A 23,253-nucleotide genomic window follows, 5' to 3' on the forward strand; every position below is an offset into this window, starting at 1 on the left:
CGAATACCTTGGCTTACGCGTTTTCTGAAGGGGAAGGCCGGGCTGCGGCAGTGCGCAGGGCCGTCAGGGTGTCACCGGCGGCCAGCAGGACCTTGGTCAGCAAGCCTTCCAGGCTTGCCAGCTCGTCCGGTGCCAATACGCCCAGCAGCTCGTTCATGGCGGTGGCGCCGATGTGCGGCAACTGGTCAGCGAGTTTCTGGCCCTCCTCGCTCAACTCCAGGCGCACCTGGCGGCGATCGTCGGGGCAGCGACGGCGCAAGAGCAGGTCTTTTTGCTCCAGGCGATCGAGCATGCGCGTCATCGAACCGCTGTCCAGGGCCAGGTAGCGGCACAACTCGGCGGGGGTATCGACACCATACTGGGCGACGATGATCAGCACCTTGAACTGCGCGGCGGTCACGCCGAAGGCTTGCAGGTGGCTGTCGAGAATACGGTCCTTGACCAACGCGGCGCGGCCCAGCAACAGGCCAAGGGTGCAAGACTGGAAGTTCTCGGGGGTGTAATGCGGCATGACAGGAATCCCTGCTTAAGCAGTTAGTAACATAATGTTACTGCTCAGGCAGCTAACGTCAAGGCATTAATTAGCTAGCTCATTATTTTCGCGGAACAAGCCCACCCCTACCGATAGGAACGAGCTTGCCCCGCGAACCGCTAATTCAGGCAGGAATACCGCTGTGAAACCGGAACTCTTCATCCGGCGTGCTGATCAGCTCGGCTTCGACCGCCCTGACCTTCTCCACCACACGCTCGATATCAGCCGCATCACCGTACTGGTGCGCCAGCTTCAGGTAGCCCTGGTAGTGCCGCGCCTCACTGTTGAGCAAGCCGTGGTAGAACTTGCCCAGCTCTTCATCCAGGTGCGGCACCAGCGCGGCAAAGCGCTCGCAGCTGCGCGCCTCGATGAAGGCGCCGACTACCAGGGTGTCGACCAGCTTGACCGGCTCATGGGTCCGCACCACCCGGCGCAACCCTGACGCGTAGCGCCCGGCCGACAAGGGACGCAGGCCGATCTTGCGACGCTTCATCAGGCGCAGTACCTGCTCGTGATGCACCAGCTCCTCACGGGCCAGGCGCGACATCATGTTGATCAGGTCAAGGTGGGTGTTGTACTTGGCCATCAGGCTCAGCGCGGTGCTGGCGGCCTTGAACTCGCAGTTCTTGTGGTCGATCAGCAGGGTTTCCTGGTCGGCAAGGGCCGCCTGGACCCAGGCATCAGGCGTACGGCAACCAAGAAAGGCTTCGATTTCGGGAATAAGGTGCATAGGCTCACAAACAGGCAGGGCAACGGCAAGACCGGCGATTATACCGGCGGCGGTGGCGATCACCAGCGACTAAACTTGATGTGTATCAACGCCCATTGCACTTGGCGCCGACTATAGTCAGGCATTGGTCGCCATTTCTGAAGGGAGTTCACTCATGCAAGAAGTACGCAGCATCCTGGTGGTACTCGACCCCGAACACGCCCATAGCCGCGCGCTGACTCGGGCCAAACTGATCGGCGGTGCCACGGGCGCACGCCTGCATCTGCTGATGTGCGACAAAAAACAGGACCACAGCGCCCTGCTCAGCCTGCTGGCCAGCCAGCTGCATGACGATGGCTTCGACAACGTGACCTATGAACAGGCCTGGCACGACACCCTGCACGAGTCGATCATCGATGTGCAGCAGGCCGAGGGCTGCGATCTGGTGATCAAGGAGCACCGCCCGGACAACCCGCTGAAAAAGGCGCTGCTCACCCCCACCGACTGGAAGCTGCTGCGCCAGTGCCCGTGCGCGGTTCTGATGGTCAAGCACGAACGGCCCTGGACCGGCGGCGTGATTCTCGCTGCCGTGGATGTCGGCAACCACGACGAAGCGCATCGCCTGCTGCACAAGAACATCATCGACCACGGCTATGAGATCGCCAACCTGGCCAAGGGCAATCTGCACGTGATCAGTGCCCACCCTTCACCGATGCTGTCGGCGGCCGACCCGGTGTATCAACTCAAGGAAACCATCGAACAGCGCTACCGCGAGGAATGCAGTGCCTTCCAGGCCGAGTTCGATATCAAGGATGATCGCCTGCATGTGGCCGAAGGGCCGGCGGATGTGCTGATCCCCTACACCGCGAAAAAATACGAGGCCGTGGTGACGGTGATCGGTACCGTGGCCCGGACCGGGATTTCCGGGGCGCTCATCGGCAACACCGCCGAGGTGGTGCTCGATTCGCTCGAGAGCGATGTGCTGGTGCTCAAGAGTGAAGAGGCGCGGGTGCACCTGACTGAACTGGCACAGGGCTGAATGCAATCGCGGGGCAAGCCCGCTCCTACCTGCAGGAGCGGGCTTGCCCCGCGATGTTTCTACCCCAATGCATCCTTCAAGAACCCGGGCGCGATATAGCGCTGGTAATGCGCCTCGGACAGCAGGAAAAATTCCCGATCAATGGCATCGCGCAACTGCGGCAATTCCCAGTCGCGAAACTCCGGCAACAACACCATGCCGTAGGCCTCAAGGTCGCGTATAACCCGCGCGCCACGGGCGATCAGCTGGTAGGCCCAGCAGTATTCGGACTGGTGCGGCACGAAGCGGATCTTGCGCTGCTCCAGTTGCAGGCGCAGGCGCGAGGCATCAAAGACCTCAAGTTTGGCGACCATGACCTGCACCAGCAATTGCTCGAGGCGCAGCCAGACCGCACGCTTTTCGTCGTCGTTGTAGCCGTTCCAGTTGATCACTTCATGATGAAAACGCTTGCAGCCGCGACACACCAGATCCCCGTAAACCGTGGAACAGAGGCCGACACAAGGCGTTTTGATTGACTGATTGGACATGAAAAAGGCAGCAGCTTGGCGGTGGAACAGGCCGCCATGTTAGCCCTTTGTCTAACGGGGGTCACTCGTTAAAGTCCTACAGCGCGCCTTACCTTTATCCAGTTTTTACCGTAGAATCATCCGGCCTTTTTAAGGCGCCAATGTCCGTTAGAAGCTGTTTTCAAAGCGTCACGAGCACAGTTCATCCGGTAGAACGGCGTTGGCCCGGGATATTCGCCAGTCGCATATCCCGCGCCAGCCCTCATCAGCCTCCGTTCTACAGGCGTAAAACTTTGAAAGCAGCTTCTGTGAGGATTTCCTGCAACCCTGGCTACGCGGCCCAAGAAGCCGTATTGCGCACGGGTGCTGGACATTCTGGATGAGCGTCCCGGACACCCATTTGGGACCACTGATGAGGGTAATAACTGTGCTTGAAGCCTACCGCAAACACATCGAAGAGCGTGCCGCCCAGGGTATCGTGCCCCAGCCGCTTAACGCCGAACAAACCGCAGGCCTGGTCGAGCTGCTGAAGAACCCCCCTGCTGGCGAAGAAGCCGTCCTCGTCGACCTGATCACCAACCGCGTTCCACCAGGAGTGGACGAAGCCGCCTACGTCAAGGCCGGTTTCCTCTCTGCTATCGCCAAGGGCGAAGCCACTTCCCCGCTGATCAGCAAGCAACGTGCCGTTGAGCTGCTGGGCACCATGCAGGGCGGCTACAACATCGCCACCCTGGTCGAGCTGCTGGATGACGCTGAGCTGGCCGCCGTTGCCGCCGAACAACTCAAGCACACCCTGCTGATGTTCGATGCCTTCCACGACGTCGCCGAAAAAGCCAAGGCGGGCAACGCCCACGCCAAGGCCGTACTGGACTCCTGGGCTGCCGGCGAGTGGTTCACCAGCAAGCCTGCCATCGCTGAAAAATACAGCCTGACCGTCTTCAAGGTCCCTGGCGAAACCAACACCGACGACCTGTCCCCTGCCCCGGACGCCTGGTCGCGCCCAGACATCCCGCTGCACGCCCTGGCCATGCTGAAAATGGCCCGTGACGGCATCGTGCCTGAGCAACAAGGCGCCATCGGCCCGCTCAAGCAGATCGAAGAAGTCAAGGCCAAGGGTTTCCCGGTTGCCTACGTCGGTGACGTGGTCGGTACCGGTTCCTCGCGTAAATCCGCCACCAACTCGGTGCTGTGGTTCTTCGGCGACGACATCCCGTACGTGCCGAACAAGCGCGCCGGTGGCTTCTGCTTCGGCTCGAAAATCGCCCCGATCTTCTACAACACCATGGAAGACGCCGGCGCCCTGCCGATCGAGTTCGACGTATCGAACCTGAACATGGGCGACGTCATCGACGTCTACCCGCACGCCGGCAAAGTCTGCAAGCACGGTACCGACGAAGTCATCACCACCTTCGAGCTGAAGACCCCGGTGCTGCTCGACGAAGTCCGCGCTGGCGGCCGTATCCCGCTGATCGTTGGCCGCGGCTTGACCGACAAGGCCCGCACCGAGCTGGGCCTGCCGGTTTCCGACCTGTTCAAGAAACCTGAGCAGCCTGTCGACACCGGCAAAGGCTACACCCTGGCGCAGAAAATGGTCGGCAAGGCCTGCGGCGTGACTGGCGTTCGTCCAGGCACCTACTGCGAGCCGAAGATGACCACCGTCGGTTCCCAGGACACCACTGGCCCGATGACCCGTGACGAACTGAAAGACCTGGCGTGCCTGGGCTTCTCTGCTGACCTGGTCATGCAGTCGTTCTGCCACACCGCGGCCTATCCAAAGCCGATCGACGTCAACACCCACCACACCCTGCCGGATTTCATCCGCACCCGTGGCGGCGTGTCCCTGCGTCCAGGCGACGGCATCATCCACAGCTGGCTGAACCGCATGCTGCTGCCGGACACCGTCGGTACCGGTGGTGACTCGCACACCCGCTTCCCGATCGGTATCTCGTTCCCGGCCGGTTCCGGCCTGGTCGCCTTCGCCGCTGCCACCGGCGTCATGCCGCTGGACATGCCGGAGTCGGTACTGGTTCGTTTCAAGGGCAAGCTGCAACCAGGCATCACCCTGCGTGACCTGGTACACGCCATCCCTTACTACGGCATCAAGAACGGCCTGCTGACCGTCGAGAAGAAGGGCAAGATCAACGCCTTCTCCGGCCGCATCCTGGAAATCGAAGGCCTGGACGAGCTGACTGTCGAGCAAGCGTTCGAGCTGTCCGACGCCTCGGCTGAGCGTTCCGCTGCCGGCTGCACCATCAAGCTGCCAGAAAAGGCAGTGGCCGAGTACCTGAAGTCGAACATCACCCTGCTGCGCTGGATGATCAGCGAAGGCTACGGCGATGCCCGCACCATGGAGCGTCGCGCCCAAGCGATGGAAGCCTGGCTGGCCAATCCGGTTCTGCTGGCAGCCGACAAGGACGCCGAGTACGCCGAGATCATCGAAATCGATCTGGCCGACATCAACGAGCCTGTGCTCTGCGCCCCGAACGACCCGGACGACGCCCGTCTGCTGTCCACCGTTCAGGGTGAGAAGATCGACGAAGTGTTCATCGGTTCGTGCATGACCAACATCGGTCACTTCCGCGCCGCCGGTAAGCTGCTGGAGAAGGTCAAAGGCTCGATCCCAACTCGCCTGTGGCTGTCGCCGCCGACCAAGATGGACGCTCACCAGCTGACCGAAGAAGGCTACTACGGCATCTACGGCAAAGCTGGCGCGCGCATGGAAATGCCGGGCTGCTCGCTGTGCATGGGTAACCAGGCACGTGTAGCGGCGAACTCGACTGTTGTGTCGACTTCGACCCGTAACTTCCCGAACCGTCTGGGTGATGGTGCCAACGTGTACCTGGCCTCTGCCGAACTGGCTGCCGTTGCCTCGATCCTGGGCAAGCTGCCAACCGTCGAAGAGTACATGGAATACGCGAAGAACATCGACAGCATGGCTGCCGACGTTTACCGCTACCTGAGCTTCGACCAGATCGCCGAGTTCCGTGAAGCTGCTGCGAACGCCAACATCCCGGTCGTTCAAGCGTAAGCTGACTTAGCGTCAAAAAACCCCGCCAATCGGCGGGGTTTTTTATTGGGCTTCAACTGACCCGGTAGGAGCGGGCTTGCCCCGCGATGGGATGTGACTGTCGGAACGCTATCGCGGGGCAAGCCCGCTCCTACGTTCAGATCACGAACAGATCGACGAACCGGTGCACCGCCGTCGCTTCAAGCGCCGCCTGATCCTTGCACAACGCAAAAATCTCATTCACCCGCTGCCCGGCAAAACGCGTCGCAAGGTTGGCCTTGAACTTCTCTTCGAGCAACGCAATCCCCTCGGCGCGACGCCGACGGTGACCCAGCGGATACTCCACCACCACCTGCTCGGTACTCGACCCATCGGTGAAGAACACCTGCACCGCATTGGCAATCGAACGCTTGTCGGCCTCCAGGTATTCGCGGGTAAACCGCGGCTCTTCGACAATCTCCATTTTCTCGCGCAGCCGATCGATGATCGGGTGGGCGGCATGGAATTCATCCTCGTACTGCTCAGCCACCAGGTTGCCAAAAATCAGCGGCACGGCGGTCATGTACTGGATGCAGTGGTCGCGGTCAGCGGCGTTGGCCAGCTTGCCGGCCTTGGAGATGATGCGGATCGCCGACTCATGGGTGGTGATGACGATGCGGTCGATTTCATGCAGGCGGTTACGCACCTGGGGATGCAAGGTCACCGCCGCTTCACAGGCAGTCTGGGCATGGAACTCGGCGGGGAAGCTGATCTTGAACAGCACGTTCTCCATCACGTAGCTGGCAAACGGCTGGGAGAAACTGAACGCGCGCTTGTCTTCGGGTTTGAGCGCCAGGTCCTTGTTGGTATGGCTGAACAGCACATCGTAAAAGCCCCACTGCGGCGCAGTGAGCACCCCGGGCACACCCATCTCGCCTCGCAAGGCGATATCGGCCAGGCGCACGCCTCGACTGGAGGCATCCCCCGCCGCCCAGGATTTACGCGAGCCGGCATTGGGTGCATGGCGATAGGTACGCAGGGCCTGGCCGTCTACAAATGCATGGGAGAGTGCCGACAGGAGCTGCTCGCGATTGGCCCCCATGAGCTTGGCGCACACCGCCGTGGACGCCACCTTGACCAGCAGCACGTGGTCGAGGCCGACGCGATTGAAGGCGTTTTCCAGAGCGATCACACCCTGAATCTCGTGGGCCATGACCATGGCGTCGAGCACCACGCGCATGCTCAAGGGCGCCTCGCCCTGCGCCACGCGTTTTTGTGAAAAGTGGTCGGCCACGGCCAGGATGCCGCCGAGGTTGTCCGAAGGATGACCCCACTCGGCGGCCAGCCAGGTGTCGTTGTAATCGAGCCAACGTACGATGCAACCAATGTCCCAGGCCGCCTTGACCGGGTCCAGGCGGTAGCCGGTGCCCGGCACGCGTGCGCCATGGGGTACCACCGTACCGTCCACCAGCGGCCCCAGGTGCTTGGTGCATTCGGGGAAGCGCAAGGCCAGCAGGCCACAGCCCAGGGTGTCCATCAGGCAATTGCGCGCCGTATCCAGCGCCTCCCCGGACTCGACGGTGTAATGGAGGACATAGTCAGCGATGTCCTGCAGCACCCGGTCGTAGTCGGGGCGGTTGTTCAGATCAACGTTGGCACTCATTTCACATCTCTCTGTTGGGTAAACAGGGAGCCAAGCGCCGCTAATGGTTAGAAGGCATCACCGGGTACACGCACCCAGCCCTCCATCAGTATGCGAGCGCTGCGGCTCATGATTGCTTTGGTTACAGTCCATTCACCGTTCACCTGGCGAGCCTCGGCGCCAACGCGCAAGGTGCCCGACGGGTGTCCGAAACGTACGGCGCTGCGCTCGCCGCCACCGGCCGCCAGGTTCACCAGGGTGCCCGGCACGGCGGCTGCGGTACCGATGGCCACGGCGGCGGTGCCCATCATGGCGTGGTGCAACTTGCCCATCGACAGCGCCCGTACCAAGAGATCAACGTCACCTGCGGCCACGGTCTTACCGCTGGACGACTGATAAGCCACGGGCGGTGCAACGAACGCGACCTTGGGGGTGTGCTGGCGCTTGGCGGCTTCGTCGACGTGAGCGATCAGGCCCATGCGCACGGCGCCGTGGGCGCGGATGCTTTCAAAACGGGCCAGGGCCTCCGGGTCGCCGTTGATCGCGTCCTGAAGCTCCGTGCCGGTGTAGCCGATGGCTTCGGCCTGGATAAAGATGGTCGGGATGCCGGCGTTGATCAGGGTCGCCTTGAGGGTGCCGACACCGGGCACTTCCAGGTCGTCGATCAGGTTGCCGGTGGGGAACATCGAACCACCCTCGCCGTCTTCGTCGGCGGCCGGGTCCATGAACTCGAGCTGCACTTCGGCCGCCGGGAAGGTCACGCCGTCGAGCTCGAAATCACCGGTTTCCTGCACTTCACCCTGGGTGACCGGGACGTGGGCGATGATGGTCTTGCCGATGTTGGCCTGCCAGATACGCACGGTGGCGATGCCGTCCTGGGGCACACGGCTGCTGTCGACCAGGCCGGCGCTGATGGCAAAGGAGCCGACCGCTGCCGAGAGGTTGCCGCAGTTGCCGCTCCAGTCGACAAAAGCCTTGTCGATCGACACCTGGCCGAACAGGTAATCGACGTCGTGCTCAGGCTTGCTGCTACGCGAGAGGATCACGGTCTTGCTGGTGCTGGAGGTGGCACCGCCCATGCCGTCGATCTGCTTGCCGTAAGGGTCGGGGCTACCGATCACGCGCAACAGCAGCGCGTCACGGGCAGCCCCCGGAACCTGGGCACGCTCGGGCAGGTCTTGCAGGCGGAAGAACACGCCTTTGCTGGTGCCGCCACGGATGTAGGTGGCGGGGATTTTTACTTGGGGTACGTGAGCCATGTTTGGGGTCCTGGGTTTGCTTTGGGGGGGCGCGGGGCAAGCCCGCTCCTACGGTAGGAGCGGGCTTGCCCCGCGACAACGCCCTTAAACGGTCGCCGACTCGAGGAAGTCCTGGGCGAAGCGCTGCAGCACGCCGCCTGCCTCGTAGATCGACACTTCTTCGGCGGTATCCAGACGGCAGGTGACCGGCACTTCCAGGCGCTCGCCGTTACGACGGGTGATCACCAGGGTCAGGGTCGCACGCGGTGTGCGCTCACCGACCACGTCGTAGGTTTCGGTACCGTCGATGTCCAGGGTCTTGCGGTTGACGCCCGGCTTGAACTCCAGCGGCAACACGCCCATACCCACCAGGTTGGTGCGGTGGATACGCTCGAAACCTTCGGCGACGATGGCCTCGACACCCGCCAGGCGCACGCCCTTGGCTGCCCAGTCGCGGGACGAGCCCTGGCCGTAGTCGGCACCGGCAACGATGATCAGCGGCTGCTTGCGGTCCATGTAGGTTTCGATGGCTTCCCACATGCGCGTGACCTTGCCTTCCGGCTCGATCCGCGCCAGCGCCCCCTGTTTGACCTTGCCGTCTTCGCGCACCATTTCGTTGAACAGTTTCGGGTTGGCGAAGGTGGCGCGCTGGGCGGTCAGGTGATCGCCGCGGTGGGTGGCGTAGGAGTTGAAGTCTTCCTCCGGCAGGCCCATTTTCGCCAGGTACTCGCCGGCGGCGCTGTCGAGCATGATGGCGTTGGACGGCGACAAGTGGTCGGTGGTGATGTTGTCCGGCAGCACGGCCAGCGGACGCATGCCCTTGAGCGTACGCTCACCGGCCAGGGCGCCTTCCCAGTACGGCGGACGGCGGATGTAGGTGCTCATCTCGCGCCAGTCGTACAGCGGCGGGACCTTCGGACCGGTGTCTTCCTCGATGGTGAACATCGGGATGTAGACCTGACGGAACTGCTCCGGCTTGACCGCCGCCTTGACCACTGCGTCGATCTCTTCGTCGCTCGGCCAGATGTCCTTGAGGCGGATTTCCTTGCCATCAACCACGCCCAGCACATCCTTCTCGATGTCGAAGCGGATGGTGCCGGCGATGGCGTAGGCCACTACCAGCGGCGGCGAAGCCAGGAACGCCTGCTTGGCGTACGGGTGGATACGGCCGTCGAAGTTGCGGTTGCCCGAGAGCACGGCGGTGGCGTACAGGTCGCGGTCGATGATTTCCTGCTGGATGGTCGGGTCCAACGCACCGGACATGCCGTTGCAGGTGGTGCAGGCAAAGGCCACGATGCCGAAACCGAGTTCCTCCAGCTCGTCATCCAGGCCCGCTTCCTTCAGGTACAGGGCAACGGTTTTGGAGCCCGGCGCCAGGGACGACTTGACCCATGGCTTGCGGGCCAGGCCCAGCTTGTTGGCGTTGCGCGCCAACAGGCCTGCGGCGATCACGTTGCGCGGGTTGCTGGTGTTGGTGCAGCTGGTGATCGCGGCGATGATCACGGCGCCATCGGGCATCTGCCCCGGCACTTCTTCCCACTGACCGGCGATGCCTTTGCTGGCCAGGTCGCTGGTGGCGACGCGGGCGTGCGGGTTGGACGGGCCGGCCATGTTGCGCACGACGCTGGACAGGTCGAAGCGCAGTACACGCTCGTACTCGGCATTGGCCAGGCTGTCGGACCACAGGCCCGCGACCTTGGCGTAGGTTTCCACCAGCTTGACCTGCTCGTCTTCACGGCCGGTGAGCTTGAGGTAGTCGATGGTTTGCTGGTCGATGGAGAACATCGCCGCCGTGGCGCCGTATTCCGGGGCCATGTTGGAGATGGTGGCGCGGTCGCCCAGGGTCAGGGCGCGGGCGCCTTCACCGTAAAACTCAAGGTAGGCACCGACGACCTTTTCCTTGCGCAGGAATTCGGTCAGGGCCAGTACCACGTCGGTGGCGGTGATGCCCGGCTGCGGCTTGCCCGACAGCTCGACGCCGACGATTTCCGGCAGGCGCATCCAGGACGCACGGCCAAGCATGACGTTCTCGGCTTCCAGGCCGCCGACACCGATAGCGATCACACCCAGGGCATCGACGTGCGGGGTGTGGCTGTCGGTGCCGACACAGGTATCGGGATAGGCCACGCCACGTTCGGCGTGGATCACCGGCGACATCTTCTCCAGGTTGATCTGGTGCATGATGCCGTTGCCGGGCTGGATCACGTCGACGTTCTTGAACGCCTTCTTGGTCCAGTTGATGAAGTGGAAGCGGTCTTCGTTGCGACGGTCTTCAATGGCGCGGTTCTTCTCGAACGCCTGCGGGTCGAAACCACCGCATTCCACGGCCAGGGAGTGGTCGACGATCAGTTGCACCGGCACCACCGGGTTGACCTGGGCCGGGTCACCGCCTTTGTCGGCGATGGCGTCGCGCAGGCCCGCCAGGTCCACCAGGGCGGTCTGGCCGAGGATGTCGTGGCAAACCACACGGGCCGGGAACCAGGGGAAGTCCAGGTCGCGTTTGCGCTCGATCAACTGGCTCAGGGAGTCGTTGAGGCTGGCTGGATCGCAGCGGCGCACCAGGTTTTCAGCCAGTACGCGCGAGGTATAAGGGAGACGGTCATAGGCGCCGGGCTTGATGGCATCGACAGCCGCGCGGGCGTCGAAATAATCCAGGCCAGTGCCCGGCAGGTTCTTGCGAAATTCAGTATTCATGGCACAGGGACTCAATCACGGTAGGGTCTGTAGGAGCGGGCTTGCCCCGCGATAGCGGTGTGTCAGGTGAATCGCCATCGCGGGGCAAGCCCGCTCCTACATAAGGGCTCAGCGTTGTTCGATTGGCACGAACTTGCGCTGCTCAACGCCGGTGTACTCGGCGCTTGGACGGATGATGCGGTTGTTGGCACGCTGCTCGAACACATGCGCCGCCCAGCCCGTCAGGCGCGAGCAGACGAAGATCGGCGTGAACAACTTGGTCGGGATGCCCATGAAGTGGTACGCCGAGGCATGGTAGAAGTCGGCGTTAGGGAACAGCTTCTTCTGCTCCCACATGGTCTTGTCGATGGCTTCGGAAACCGGGTACAGCACGGTGTCGCCCACTTCGTCGGCCAGCTTTTTCGACCAGCCCTTGATCACTTCGTTACGCGGGTCGGACTCTTTGTAGATGGCATGGCCAAAGCCCATGATCTTGTCTTTGCGCTCAAGCATGCCCAGGGTGCCGTTGATGGCGTCCTGCGGGGTCTTGAACAGCTCGATCATTTCCATGGCCGCTTCGTTGGCGCCGCCGTGCAGCGGGCCGCGCAGCGAGCCGATGGCGGCGGTGACGCAGGAGTACAGGTCCGACAGGGTCGAGGCACACACGCGGGCGGTAAAGGTCGAGGCGTTGAACTCGTGCTCTGCGTACAGGATCAGCGAAACGTTCATCACCTTGACGTGCAGCTCGCTCGGCTTCTTGCCGTGCAGCAGGTGCAGGAAGTGGCCGCCGAGGGTGTCTTCGTCGCTGGTGCAGTTGATGCGCACACCGTGGTGGCTGAAACGGTACCAGTAGCACATGATCGCCGGGAACAGCGCCAGCAGGCGATCGGTCTTCTCGTGCTGCAGATCGAAGCTCAGCTCCGGCTCCAGGGTGCCGAGTACCGAGCAACCGGTACGCATCACGTCCATCGGGTGGGCGGTGACCGGGATGCGCTCAAGCACTTCCTTCAACGCTTGTGGCAGGTCGCGCAGGGTCTTGAGCTTGCCCTTGTACTCGGCCAGCTGGGCCGCGCTTGGCAGTTCGCCGTAGAGCAGCAGGTAGGCGACTTCCTCGAACTCGGCATGCTCGGCCAGTTCACGAACGTCATAGCCACGGTAGGTCAGACCGGCGCCGGCCTGGCCGACGGTCGACAGTGCGGTTTGCCCGGCCACTTGACCACGCAGGCCGGCACCACTGAGTACTTTTGCTTCGGCCATTGTTTTTCTCCACTTTTAAATTTGTTATTGGGTATCTGGCTAATCGCGGGGCAAGCCCGCTCCTACAAGTGAGAGCTGCTCAACCCTTCTTCTGGGCGAACAGGGCGTCGAGGCTTTGCTCGAACGCGTGGTAGTTGATGGCGTCGTACAGCTCCATGCGAGTCTGCATGGTGTCGATGACGTTTTTCTGCGTGCCGTCGCGACGCAGCGCGGTGTAGACGTTCTCGGCGGCCTTGTTCATGGCGCGGAACGCCGACAGCGGGTACAGCACCAGGGAGACGTCGACCGAGGCCAGCTCTTGGGTGGTGTACAGCGGAGTGGCACCGAATTCGGTGATGTTGGCCAGGATCGGCGCCTTCACGCGGTCGGCGAAAGTCTTGTACATGGCAAGTTCAGTGATCGCTTCCGGGAAGACCATGTCGGCACCGGCCTCGATGCACGCAGCAGCGCGATCCAGGGCCGCTTCCAGGCCTTCGACGGCCAGGGCATCGGTACGCGCCATGATCACGAAGCTGTCATCGGTACGGGCGTCTACCGCCGCCTTGATGCGGTCGACCATCTCCTGCTGGGAAACGATCTCTTTATTAGGACGGTGGCCACAGCGCTTGGCGCCCACCTGGTCTTCGATGTGGATCGCCGCTGCGCCGAACTTGATCATCGACTTGACGGTACGGGCCACGTTGAAGGCCGAGGAGCCAAAGCCGGTGTCGACATCCACCAGCAACGGCAGGTCGCAGACGTCGGTGATGCGGCGCACGTCGGTGAGCACGTCATCCAGACCGGTGATGCCCAGGTCCGGCAGACCCAGGGAACCGGCAGCTACACCCCCACCCGACAGGTAGATGGCCTTGAAACCGGCACGCTTGGCCAGCAGCGCGTGGTTGGCATTGATCGCACCGACCACCTGCAACGGGTGCTCGGCGGCGACGGCATCACGAAAACGCTGGCCGGGACTGCTTTTCTGACTCATGACTCACCTCGTGGGCTGGTAGCGTCCAGGTAATGACGCTCGATGTTGCGTTTGGACGCGCCGATATGTCGGCGCATCAAGAGCTCGGCCAGTTCACCGTCACGGTCGGCGATGGCATCGAGAATCCGGTGGTGTTCGGCGAACGCCTGGCGTGGCCGATTGGGGGTGGCGGAGAACTGGATGCGGTACATGCGCACCAGCTGATACAGCTCGCCACAGAGCATCTGCACCAGGGTGCGGTTACCGCTGCCCTGGATGATCCGGTAGTGAAAGTCGTAGTCGCCTTCCTGCTGGTAATAGCCAAGGCCGGCCTGGAAGGTGGCGTCGCGCTCGTGGGTATCGAGCACCCGCCGCAGCTCGTCGATCTCGGCTACGCTCATACGCTCGGCAGCCAGGCGGCAGGCCATGCCTTCAAGGGACTCACGGATTTCGTAGAGCTCGATCAGTTCGGCATGGTTGAGCGACACCACCCGCGCCCCGACATGAGGTATGCGCACCAGCAGGCGCTGGCCCTCAAGGCGGTGGATGGCCTCGCGCAGCGGCCCGCGGCTGATGCCGTAGGTGCGCGCCAGCTCAGGCTCGGAGATCTTGCTGCCGGGGGCGATCTCGCCCTTGACGATGGCCGCCTGGATACGCCGGAAGACGTTTTCAGAGAGGGTTTCTGAATCCTCTGCTACTGCGCCGGGGGCTTGGGCTGTGTCCAGCATATTGTCGACACCTCATAAATCAATGAGGCCAAAACTAGCCAAATTGATAGCAAGAGTCAAAGACAAAATGAATATTGTCGACAATCGTCTAAGAACGAACTTCACTAGCCCCGGTGTTGTCTGAGTGCAGCCGCTGGCGCCAGCACACCAGCGTGATAGAATGCCGCGCCTCACACGAGGCATGAATAGTGTGCCTGTCATCAATTTGTGTTGCTGACAGATGAACGAGGAAGCTTGCGCAATACTGCCAGTGGCCTTGACCCGAACATCGCACAGCACCGCGCCAGGATTTATGAGACTTACGCCCCTCCCACTGTTGTTCAGCCTGTTCTTCCTGCCTGCCCTGAGCCAGGCCGCGGAAAAGACCGTGTACGGCCTTAATGAATACGCCCGCCTTGCCGATATCGACCTGGAGGTTGCCGCCAAGCTCGATACCGGGGCCAAGACTGCCTCGCTCAGCGCCCGCGACATCAAGCGCTTCAAGCGCAACGGCGAGTCCTGGGTGCGCTTCTACCTGGCAATTGACGCCGCCCACGCGCATCCGATAGAACGACCCCTGGCCCGCGTCAGCAAGATCAAGCGCCGCGCCGGCGATTACAACCCGGACGAAGGCAAGGCCTACACCGCCCGTCCAGTGATTGAAATGAACATCTGCATGGGGACGGCCAAACGCGTCATCGAAGTGAACCTCACCGACCGCAGCGCGTTCCAGTACCCGCTGCTGATCGGCTCGGAGGCACTCAAGCACTTCGATGCGCTGGTCGACCCAAGCCTTAAATACGCGGCCGGCAAACCTGCCTGCGCCCCTGACGCTCACACCGCAGAGTAATCCCGATGCGCTCTCTTACCCTTCATCTGAAAGTCCTGATCACCGTTCTGGTGCTACTGGGCATCATTGTCACGGCCTATCAGATCTTCTTCCTCGGCATCCCGGTGACCGAAGACGAAACCGACGACCTGTGGAACATCGATGCCAAGGTCGAGTTCGTCGCCAACCCCAAGGACCCGGTCAAGGTACAGATGTTCGTGCCGCCGCTGAGCCGTGACTATGTCAGCCTCAACGAGAGCTTCATCTCCAACAACTACGGGGTCAGCGTCAACCGCGTCGACGGCAACCGCAAGGTCACTTGGTCGGCCCGTCGCGCCAGCGGCAACCAGACCCTGTACTACCGCCTGGTCCTGACCAAGCGCTACAGCACCGAAAAAGCCAAGATCAAGGGCCCGACCTTCCGCGACAGCCTCGCCGTCGAAGGCCCGGAGAAGATCGCCGCCGAAGCCCTGATGGCGCCGATTCGCCAGCACTCGGCCGACGTCGAGACCTTTGTCAGCGAGACCATCAAGCGGGTCAACAACCTCAACGACGACAACGTCAAGCTACTGCTGGCCGGCGACACCTCGTCGCTGAACAAGGCCAAGGTCATCGACCTGCTGCTGTCGATCGCCCACGTGCCGGTTGAAAAGGTCCACACCATCCGCCTGGTCGCCGACCAGCCGCAAACCCCTGAGCTGTGGCTGCGCAGCTTCAACGGCACTGACTGGCTGTACTTCAACCCGGACACCGGCGAGCAAGGCCTGCCGACCGACCGCCTGCTGTGGTGGACCGGTGACGACAACCTGATCACCGTCGATGGCGGCAAGAAAGCCAACGTCAGCTTCAGCCTCAACAACAGCGAGATGAACGCCATCCGCCTGGCCAAGCTGACCGACGAGAACACCGACGCCGACTTCCTCGAATACTCGCTCTATGGCCTGCCCCTGCAGACCCAGCAGACCTTCATGATCATGGTGATGATCCCGATCGGCGTGCTGGTGATCCTGGTGCTGCGCAACCTGATCGGCATCCAGACCCTGGGTACCTTCACCCCGGTACTGATCGCCCTGGCCTTCCGTGAAACCCAATTGGGCTTCGGTATCATCCTGTTCACGGTGATTACCGCGCTTGGCCTGTCGCTACGCTCCTACCTCGAACACCTCAAGCTGCAGATGCTTCCGCGCCTGTCGGTGGTCCTGACCTTCGTGGTGGTGCTGATCGCCGCCATCAGCCTGTTCAGCCACAAGCTGGGCCTGGAGCGCGGCCTGTCGGTAGCCCTGTTCCCGATGGTGATCCTGACCATGACCATCGAGCGCCTGTCGATCACCTGGGAAGAACGTGGCGGTGGCCATGCGATGAAAGTCGCCATCGGCACCCTGTTCGCCGCCTCCCTGGCACACCTGCTGATGAGCGTGCCGGAGCTGGTGTACTTCGTGTTTACCTTCCCGGCGGTACTGTTGATTCTGGTGGGCTTCATGCTGGCGATGGGTCGCTACCGCGGCTACCGCTTGACGGAGCTGGTACGTTTCAAGGCTTTCGTGAAGGCTGACGCCTGATGATCGGACTCTGGAAGACATGGAAAGCCCTGGAGGCCCGGGGCATCATGGGTATCAACCGGCGCAACGCGGACTACGTCCTCAAGTACAACAAGCGCCACCTGTACCCGATCGTCGATGACAAGATCATCACCAAGGAGCGCGCCATCAAGGCCGGCATCCATGTGCCGGAAATGTACGGGATCATCTCCACCGAGAAAGAGATCGACAAACTCGGCGAGATCATCGGCGGGCGCAACGACTTCGTCGTCAAGCCTGCCCAGGGTGCCGGCGGTGACGGCATCCTGGTGGTGGCCGATCGCTTCGAGGACCGTTACCGTACGGTCTCGGGCAAGATCATCAGCCACGAGGAAATCGAGCACCAGATCTCCAGCATCCTGACCGGCCTGTACTCCCTGGGCGGTCACCGCGACCGTGCCCTGATCGAGTACCGGGTCACCCCCGACCAGATCTTCAAGAGCATCAGCTACGAAGGCGTGCCGGACATCCGCATCATCGTGCTGATGGGTTACCCGGTCATGGCCATGCTGCGTTTGCCAACCCGCCAGTCCGGCGGCAAGGCCAACCTGCACCAGGGCGCCATCGGCGTCGGCGTAGACCTGGCCACCGGCCTGACCCTGCGCGGCACCTGGCTGAACAACATCATCAGCAAGCACCCGGACACCACCAACGCGGTGGATGGCGTGCAACTGCCGAACTGGGACGGCTTCATGAAGCTTGCCGCCGGCTGCTACGAGCTGTGCGGCCTGGGCTACATCGGTGTCGACATGGTGCTGGACCAGGACAAGGGCCCGTTGATCCTCGAACTCAACGCCCGCCCCGGCCTGAACATCCAGATTGCCAACGACTGCGGCCTGACCAAGCGCACCCACGCCATCGAGGCGCACCTGGAGCAACTGGCCAAAGACGGCAAGCAGGAAACCGCCGAGGAGCGTGTGCGCTTCGCCCAGGCCCTGTTCGGTCACGTCCCGTCCACCTGAGTGCACCCACCTGGTTCGCGTCAGCCCACAGCGGCTGACGCGGGCCAGGCACTCAAGGTCGTAGTCAGCGCTAGGCGCATGTCCTGCACAGGACTACAATCGCCTCCCCGCATTCATTGCTGTTCACTTGCATGCCGACCTGTACGCTCCACCCCCTGCCTTACCTCGCCGATCCCGCGGCCTACTTTGCACGCATCCGCAAGGCGCCTGGCGCCGTGCTGCTCGACAGCGCCCGTCCGAGCGCCGAGCGCGGCCGCTACGACCTGCTCAGCGCCTGGCCGGTACAAAGCCTGGCACCTGAGGCCGGTGAAAGCGGTGAAGCCTACTTGCAGCGCCTGCGCGAGTGCCTTGAGCAGCTGGGCCGCGCCGAACTGCCGCAGAACGTCGAACTGCCGTTTGCCGGTGGCCTGATCGGCTACCTCAGTTACGACTTCGGCCGCCGGCTTGAGCAATTGCCCACGCTTGCCGCCGACGACCTGGGCCTGGCAGACGCACACCTGGGGCTCTACGCCTGGGCACTGATCAGCGACCACCTGCGCCAGCAGAGCCAGCTGGTGTTTCACCCAAGCCTGGCCGAGGCCGAGCGCCAGCGCCTGATTGCACTGTTCGAGAACCCGGCGACGGACGAGCACGCGCACTTTTCCCTGCAGGCGCCGATGCGCGGTGATATCAGCCCCGAGGACTATCGCAAGGCGTTCGACCGGGTGCAGCAGTACATTCATGCCGGCGACTGCTACCAGATCAACCTCACCCAGCGTTTCCGGGCGCCCTGCCAGGGCGATCCGTGGCATGCCTACCAGGCGCTACGCCAGGCCTGCCCCACGCCCTACTCGGGCTTCCAGTTGCTGGCTGACGGCAGCGCACTGCTGAGCTTTTCGCCGGAGCGTTTTATCCAGGTCAGCGCCGGCCAGGTCGAAACCCGCCCCATCAAAGGCACCCGGCCACGTAGCGCCGATGCCGCCGAGGACGCCGGCAACGGTGTGGAATTGCTGGCAAGCAAGAAAGACCGCGCCGAAAACCTGATGATCGTCGATTTGCTGCGCAACGACCTGGGCCGCACCTGCGAGATCGGCTCGGTGAAGGTGCCGGAACTGTTCAGCCTGGAAAGCTACCCCAATGTCCATCACCTGGTCAGCAGCGTCACCGGCCGCCTGGCTGCCGACAAGGATGCGCTGGACCTGATCGCCGGCAGCTTCCCCGGCGGCTCGATCACCGGCGCGCCGAAAATTCGCGCCATGCAGATCATCGACGAACTGGAACCCAGTCGTCGGGCGCTGTACTGCGGCTCGTTGCTGTATGTGGACGTACGCGGCGAGATGGACAGCTCGATTGCCATCCGCAGCCTGCTGGTCAAGGACGGGCAGGTGTGCTGCTGGGGCGGGGGCGCGGTGGTGGCGGACTCGGACTGGCAGGCCGAGTACGACGAGTCGATCACCAAGGTGAAGGTGTTGCTCGAGACGCTGCAGGGCCTTTGAATGCATCGCGGGGCAAGCCCGCTCCAGTAGGAGCGGGCTTGCCCCGCGAAAAAGCCATTACAGACTCAACGACCGGCTCGAAGCCTTGATGAATTCCTTCTTCAACGCCTCGAAATCATGCACCGCCGGGAATTGCGGGAACTCGCGAATCACGTTCTCCGGTGCATGGAACAGGATTCCGGTATCGGCCTCGCCCAGCATGGTGGTGTCGTTGTACGAGTCGCCAGCGGCAATCACCCGGTAGTACAGGCTCTTGAAGGCCAGCACCGACTGACGCTTGGGGTCTTTCTGGCGCAGTTGATAGCCGGTCACACGATCGGTTTCGTCGGTGATCAGGCGATGGCACAGCAGCGTCGGGAAGCCCAGCTGGCGCATCAACGGCTGGGAGAATTCGTAGAAGGTGTCGGAGAGGATCACCACCTGGAAGCGTTCGCGCAGCCAGTCGACGAATTCAATGGCGCCGTCGAGCGGCTTGAGTGTGGCGATGACCGCCTGGATGTCGGACAACTTCAGACCGTGCTCGTCCAGAATACGCACGCGCTGTTTCATCAGCACGTCGTAGTCGGGAATATCGCGGGTGGTGGCCCGTAGCGATTCGATTCCGGTTTTTTCCGCGAAGGCGATCCAGATTTCCGGGACCAGTACGCCTTCCAGGTCGAGACAGGCAATTTCCACAGCACACTCCTCGAACAACGCCAAAAATGGGAAGCCGCACTCTACATGCGAGGCGTCTGCCCGGGCAATTTTTGTTAAGATCGGCACATTACGAGCGCCAAGCGCCATTCAATGACCGGAAGCCGCCTGATGAGCCAACCCTTCGACGTCGCCGCCCTGGCCGCGACCTATGCCAACAAGTCCCCACAAGACATCCTCAAGCTCGCCTTCGAGCACTTTGGCGATGACCTGTGGATCTCTTTCAGCGGCGCCGAAGACGTGGTGCTGGTGGACATGGCCTGGAAGCTGAACAAGAACGTCAAGGTGTTCAGCCTCGACACCGGTCGCCTGCACCCGGAGACCTACCGCTTCATCGACCAGGTGCGCGAGCACTACAACCTGCCGATCGAGATCCTCTCCCCCGACCGCAGCAAGCTTGACCCCTTCGTCAAGGAAAAGGGCCTGTTCAGCTTCTACAAGGACGGCCACGGCGAATGCTGCGGCATTCGCAAGATCGAACCGCTGCGACGCAAGCTGAGCACCGTCAGCGCCTGGGCCACCGGCCAGCGTCGCGACCAGAGCCCGGGCACCCGCAGCCAGGTAGCCGCACTGGAAATCGACGGCGCGTTCTCCACGCCCGAGCGCACGCTGTACAAATTCAACCCGCTGGCGCAGATGAGCAGCGAGGAAGTCTGGGGCTACATCCGCATGCTCGAGCTGCCGTACAACAGCCTGCACGAACGCGGCTTCATCAGCATCGGCTGCGAGCCCTGCACCCGCCCGGTGCTGCCGAACCAGCACGAGCGCGAAGGCCGCTGGTGGTGGGAGGAATCGACCCAGAAGGAATGCGGTCTGCACGCCGGCAACCTGATCAGCAAGGGCTGATCGCCAGGCGCACAAAAACCGGCTTCGGCCGGTTTTTTCATGCCCGCGAGAAAGGGGCTTGCGTGATAGCACAAGTGTATTGCTACACTAATACACATGGACGCCATGACCCTGCACATCGAACCCAGCGCTGCCGATCCGATCTATCGCCAGATCGTCGGCCAGATCACCCGCCTGATCAGCGCAGGCACCTGCCCGCCCGGCACCCGCCTGCCCTCGGTGCGCGAGGTCGCCGCAGCCCATGCCATCAACCCGATGACCGTCTCCAAGGCCTACGCCCTGCTTGAGGCGCAGGGCCTGCTGGAGCGCCAGCGTGGCAAGGGCATGCAAGTGGCCGACAACCACCTGGCCGTCACCCCGGCACAAATCCGTCTGCAGACTCTGCAACCGGCCTTGGAGCAACTGGCCCGCCAGGCCCGCCAACTGGACCTGAGCCTTGAGCAGTTGATCGAAGCACTCGCCCCACTCATGAACGACGTAGAGCCTCACGAAGGAACGCAATGAGCCACCTGGACCCCGTGGTCGAAGCCCTCGCCTTGACCAAACGCTACAAGGATCACACTGCGCTGAACGATGTATCGCTGCGCGTCGCGCCGGGAACGGTGTTGGGGTTGCTCGGCCGTAACGGCGCGGGCAAGAGCACGCTGATGGAATGCCTGCTGGGGCTGCGTAGCGCCGAAAGCGGGCAAGCCCGGCTGTTTGGCAAGCCTGCCCTGCAGATCAACGACCACGACAAAGCCGCGCTGGGCTACGTGCCGCAACAAACCGACAGCCTGCTATGGATGAAAGTCGGCGATGCATTGACGTTCTTCGCCAGCCTCTACCCGACCTGGGACAGCCACCTGGCCGACAGCCTGCTGCAGCGCTGGAACCTGGACAGCAAGCGGCTGATTCAGGACCTGTCGCCGGGGCAACGCCAGCAAGTGGCAATCATCCGCGCCCTGGCGCCGCGTCCGCGCCTGCTGGTGCTGGATGAACCGGCCGCCGCCCTCGATCCGCTGGTGCGCCGCGAAGTGTTGCGCGAGATTGTCGAACTGGCCGCAGAGCACGGCAGCACCGTGGTGTTCTCCACCCACATCCTCTCGGACCTTGAGCGCATCGCTTCCCATGTTGCGCTGATGCACGAAGGCCGCTTGCGCCTGTATGGCGAACTCGACCAGCTCAAGGACGAACTGCGCAGGGTCCGGTGGCCGCAGCACAGCACCCTGCCCGCCCTGCCATTGCCCGGCGAAGTGGCCCGCCGGCCACTGGCCGAAGGTGGCTGGAGCCTGGTCCTGAACCTGGCCCAGGCTGACGCGAGCACCCTGCCCGGCCAGGCCAGCACCCACAGCCTGAGCCTTGAAGACCTGTTCGTGGAGCTGGCGGCATGAACGCCGGTACATTCAAACCCTTGTTCCTTGGACCCTGGCTGCTGGCGTTGGGCGTGCTGTGCTATGGGTCGGTCCTGGGCATGGGGGTGATCATCGGGCAGATCGGGCCAGCCAGCCGTGAGTCCCTGGCCTGGCCCGTCACCTGGGCCCTGGCCGCCGCCCTGTGGTGGGTGTTCCATGGGCCACGGCTGTGCAACCTCGTCCACAGCATGGTTGCCTTGCAGTTACCGGGCGCTCGGATGACCCTGCTGCGCGGCATCGGCGTGCACATGGTGCTGAGCATCAGCCCTCCCCTGCTGTGCCTGCTGCTGTGGCCGCCTGCCGGTCAAGATACCGTGCAGCTGGCTGCGGCACTCTGGCTGGGCGCGTGTTTCGGTTTGTGGGCGATCAGCCTGCCGTCCGTGCTGTTCTTCATTCCCGCCACGCTGTTGAGCCTTTACTGGCAAGTGCTGGCTGATCCCGCCCTGTGCGCCATGCTCGGCGTATTCGCACTGACACTGACCTGGGGACTCTGGCACTGGCAGTCACGGCATCCGCGCACACGCGTCCTCACCCCGTTCGGTGTTGTGCTGGATGGCTATGCGCTGAGTCTGCCTGGCCCACTGAAGGAGCGCCTGACGCCAACGGCCGGCACACGTGAATCCCTGCGAGCACAGCCAGACCACCTGGGTCAGGCGCGCATGGCCGCCCTGCTCGGTCGAAATTGCCAGACCCTCCGGCAAATCTACGGCAAGCGCGGCCAGGCGTTTATCTACCTGAGCCTGGGAGGCCTGCTGGCATTCTGTTATTGGCTAAAACCGGGCTATGACAGCAGCTTTATCGCCCTGTGGGCTGCCGTCGTGCTGGTCTGGATTCCCCTGCAGCCGATTGGCACCCTGATCGATCTGCACGGCCGTAACCGGGCAATCCTCGCCGAGCTGCTGCTGGCACCCGGCTTGCCGCCACGCGAGCAGTTGCAGGCAACCCTGATGCGTCAGCTGCGTCGCTGCATGCTGGAGCGGCAGCTGTTCATGACCTTGCTGATCATGGCGCTGGGGGCACACAACGACAGGCCCGGACTGCACCAGCCGGCGGCCGCGATTGCCTTCTGCGCGTTCATGCTGATGGTGAACCAGGGCCTGGTCAGGCTGGCCTGGCGCGGCGCGCTGAGCCGAAAACAACTGGCGCTGGGTGCTGCAGCCGCGATGTTGCTGATCTACCTTTGCACACTGATGCTGCGCAACGCCTGAAGCCGCCTGCGGGCAATAAAAAAACCGGCGCCAT

The 23,253-nt window shown here is 62.8% G+C and carries 20 protein-coding genes; 10 read left to right on the forward strand and 10 right to left on the reverse strand.

Translation table 11 applies throughout. From position 1 onward, the window contains the following. Positions 1-13 precede the first annotated feature (13 nt). On the reverse strand, positions 14-511 hold the full coding sequence (locus U9R80_RS18445) for a MarR family winged helix-turn-helix transcriptional regulator (protein ID WP_301841835.1): 498 nt from the start codon (positions 509-511) through the stop codon (positions 14-16). Between the two features lie 145 nt (positions 512-656). After that, positions 657-1,262 (reverse strand): tRNA-(ms[2]io[6]A)-hydroxylase, encoded by a 606-nt coding sequence (locus U9R80_RS18450; protein ID WP_301841834.1) that lies wholly within the window; start codon positions 1,260-1,262, stop codon positions 657-659. 154 nt (positions 1,263-1,416) lie between these two features. Here U9R80_RS18450 and U9R80_RS18455 point away from each other — a divergent pair, with 154 nt between their 5' ends. Then, entirely contained in the window at positions 1,417-2,280 is an 864-nt protein-coding gene (locus U9R80_RS18455) for a universal stress protein (protein ID WP_301841833.1), read from the forward strand. Positions 2,281-2,339: 59 nt separating this feature from the next. Here the strand turns inward: U9R80_RS18455 and U9R80_RS18460 are convergent, their stop codons facing one another. After that, the gene (locus tag U9R80_RS18460) at positions 2,340-2,807 is read right to left on the reverse strand and encodes a DUF1289 domain-containing protein (RefSeq protein WP_301841832.1); all 468 of its coding nucleotides are present in this window, start codon (positions 2,805-2,807) and stop codon (positions 2,340-2,342) included. Between the two features lie 406 nt (positions 2,808-3,213). On the opposite strand from U9R80_RS18460, the gene acnB reads away from it, so the two are divergent. Beyond that, positions 3,214-5,814 (forward strand): bifunctional aconitate hydratase 2/2-methylisocitrate dehydratase, encoded by a 2,601-nt coding sequence (gene acnB / locus U9R80_RS18465; protein ID WP_301841870.1) that lies wholly within the window; start codon positions 3,214-3,216, stop codon positions 5,812-5,814. Positions 5,815-5,950: 136 nt separating this feature from the next. On the opposite strand, the gene prpD is transcribed toward acnB, so the two are convergent. From prpD to U9R80_RS18495, 6 genes are all read right to left on the reverse strand, one after another. After that, positions 5,951-7,435, reverse strand: a complete 1,485-nt coding sequence (prpD, locus tag U9R80_RS18470; RefSeq protein ID WP_301841831.1) for a 2-methylcitrate dehydratase — start codon at positions 7,433-7,435, stop codon at positions 5,951-5,953. A 47-nt stretch (positions 7,436-7,482) separates the two neighbouring features. Continuing rightward, positions 7,483-8,673, reverse strand: coding sequence for a 2-methylaconitate cis-trans isomerase PrpF (prpF, locus tag U9R80_RS18475; RefSeq protein WP_301841830.1), 1,191 nt, complete (start codon positions 8,671-8,673; stop codon positions 7,483-7,485). 84 nt (positions 8,674-8,757) lie between these two features. After that, complete coding sequence (gene acnD / locus U9R80_RS18480; protein WP_301841829.1) at positions 8,758-11,346, reverse strand: Fe/S-dependent 2-methylisocitrate dehydratase AcnD; 2,589 nt, start codon at positions 11,344-11,346, stop codon at positions 8,758-8,760. A gap of 108 nt (positions 11,347-11,454) precedes the next feature. Then, positions 11,455-12,582 carry a bifunctional 2-methylcitrate synthase/citrate synthase gene (prpC, locus tag U9R80_RS18485; RefSeq protein WP_301841828.1) on the reverse strand — a complete coding sequence of 376 codons (1,128 nt, stop codon included), beginning with the start codon at positions 12,580-12,582 and terminating at the stop codon, positions 11,455-11,457. Positions 12,583-12,661: 79 nt separating this feature from the next. Further along, entirely contained in the window at positions 12,662-13,552 is an 891-nt protein-coding gene (prpB, locus tag U9R80_RS18490; protein ID WP_028941445.1) for a methylisocitrate lyase, read from the reverse strand. Beyond that, positions 13,549-14,259, reverse strand: a complete 711-nt coding sequence (locus U9R80_RS18495; RefSeq protein WP_301841827.1) for a GntR family transcriptional regulator — start codon at positions 14,257-14,259, stop codon at positions 13,549-13,551. The genes prpB and U9R80_RS18495 overlap by 4 nt, the downstream gene beginning before the upstream one ends. A gap of 292 nt (positions 14,260-14,551) precedes the next feature. Here U9R80_RS18495 and rloA point away from each other — a divergent pair, with 292 nt between their 5' ends. The 4 genes from rloA (at position 14,552) to pabB (ending at position 19,081) form a co-directional block, all read left to right on the forward strand. After that, positions 14,552-15,088, forward strand: a complete 537-nt coding sequence (rloA, locus tag U9R80_RS18500; RefSeq protein ID WP_028941443.1) for a retropepsin-like aspartic peptidase RloA — start codon at positions 14,552-14,554, stop codon at positions 15,086-15,088. 5 nt (positions 15,089-15,093) lie between these two features. Then, complete coding sequence (gene rloB / locus U9R80_RS18505; protein ID WP_028941442.1) at positions 15,094-16,626, forward strand: osmotic stress tolerance membrane protein RloB; 1,533 nt, start codon at positions 15,094-15,096, stop codon at positions 16,624-16,626. 2 nt (positions 16,627-16,628) lie between these two features. Then, complete coding sequence (locus tag U9R80_RS18510; RefSeq protein ID WP_274115339.1) at positions 16,629-17,606, forward strand: alpha-L-glutamate ligase-like protein; 978 nt, start codon at positions 16,629-16,631, stop codon at positions 17,604-17,606. Positions 17,607-17,737: 131 nt separating this feature from the next. Further along, the gene (pabB, locus tag U9R80_RS18515) at positions 17,738-19,081 is read left to right on the forward strand and encodes an aminodeoxychorismate synthase component I (protein WP_301841826.1); all 1,344 of its coding nucleotides are present in this window, start codon (positions 17,738-17,740) and stop codon (positions 19,079-19,081) included. A gap of 57 nt (positions 19,082-19,138) precedes the next feature. On the opposite strand, the gene thrH is transcribed toward pabB, so the two are convergent. Further along, positions 19,139-19,756 (reverse strand): bifunctional phosphoserine phosphatase/homoserine phosphotransferase ThrH, encoded by a 618-nt coding sequence (thrH, locus tag U9R80_RS18520; protein ID WP_301841825.1) that lies wholly within the window; start codon positions 19,754-19,756, stop codon positions 19,139-19,141. A gap of 129 nt (positions 19,757-19,885) precedes the next feature. Here thrH and U9R80_RS18525 point away from each other — a divergent pair, with 129 nt between their 5' ends. The 4 genes from U9R80_RS18525 to U9R80_RS18540 all read left to right on the forward strand — a co-directional run bounded on the left by U9R80_RS18525 (position 19,886) and on the right by U9R80_RS18540 (position 23,219). Continuing rightward, a complete protein-coding gene (locus U9R80_RS18525) occupies positions 19,886-20,620 on the forward strand; it encodes a phosphoadenylyl-sulfate reductase (RefSeq protein ID WP_028941438.1) in 735 nt (244 codons plus the stop codon). Positions 20,621-20,725: 105 nt separating this feature from the next. Beyond that, positions 20,726-21,124: a GntR family transcriptional regulator gene (locus U9R80_RS18530; protein ID WP_301841823.1), complete on the forward strand. Its 399-nt coding sequence runs from the start codon at positions 20,726-20,728 to the stop codon at positions 21,122-21,124. Next, positions 21,121-21,990 (forward strand): ABC transporter ATP-binding protein, encoded by an 870-nt coding sequence (locus U9R80_RS18535; RefSeq protein ID WP_301841822.1) that lies wholly within the window; start codon positions 21,121-21,123, stop codon positions 21,988-21,990. The genes U9R80_RS18530 and U9R80_RS18535 overlap by 4 nt, the downstream gene beginning before the upstream one ends. Then, positions 21,987-23,219: a hypothetical protein gene (locus U9R80_RS18540; RefSeq protein WP_301841821.1), complete on the forward strand. Its 1,233-nt coding sequence runs from the start codon at positions 21,987-21,989 to the stop codon at positions 23,217-23,219. Before U9R80_RS18535 ends, U9R80_RS18540 begins: the two co-directional genes overlap by 4 nt. The last annotated feature ends 34 nt before the right edge of the window (positions 23,220-23,253 follow it).

This window comes from Pseudomonas sp. JQ170C, assembly GCF_035581345.1.
Lineage (GTDB): Bacteria > Pseudomonadota > Gammaproteobacteria > Pseudomonadales > Pseudomonadaceae > Aquipseudomonas.